Genomic DNA, 636 nt, shown 5'->3' with positions numbered 1-636 from the left:
CTCACCGTCCAGCCCATCGAGACGATGATGAACCACCACACCACGGAGCTGTTCTTCGACGACCTCTCGGTGCCCGCCGACGCGCTGATCGGCGAGGAGGGGCGCGGTTTCCGCTACATCCTCGACGGCATGAACGCCGAGCGCATCCTGATCGCTTTCGAGTGCATCGGCGATGCGCGCTTCTTCATCGAGCACGCCAGCGCCTACGCCAGCGAGCGCGAGGTCTTCGGGGCGCCCATCGGGCGCAACCAGGGCGTGCAGTTCCCCATCGCCCGGGCGTACGCGGACATGCGGGCCGCCGAGCTCATGGTCCACGAGGCCGCCGGGCGGTTCGACGCGGGCGAGTCCTGCGGCGCCGAGGCCAACATGGCCAAGCTGCTCGCCGCGGACTGCTCCTGGCGGGCCGGCGACACCTGCCTGCAGACCCACGGCGGCTTCGGTTTCGCGCGCGAGTTCGACATCGAGCGCAAGCTCCGCGAGACCCGGCTCTACCAGGTCGCGCCCGTCTCCACCAATCTCATCCTCGCGTATCTCTCGGAACACGTTCTGGGGATGCCGCGGTCGTTCTGAAGGAGTCACCATGGATACGCAGGCCCAGGACAAGCCGCTCGCCGGCACGCTGGTCGTCTCGCTGGA

At 68.4% G+C, this 636-nt stretch carries 1 protein-coding gene; it reads left to right on the top strand.

Annotated elements, in window-relative coordinates; translation table 11 throughout:
- On the top strand, nucleotides 1-570 hold a 570-nt coding region (locus G7A99_RS23520), incomplete at its 5' end, for an acyl-CoA dehydrogenase family protein (RefSeq protein WP_163144471.1).
- Nucleotides 571-636 lie beyond the last annotated feature (66 nt).

It is taken from the genome of Arhodomonas sp. KWT (genome assembly GCF_010993615.1).
The sequence above is the reverse complement of the archived record's forward strand: the minus strand, read 5'-3'. Positions and strand labels throughout refer to the sequence as shown.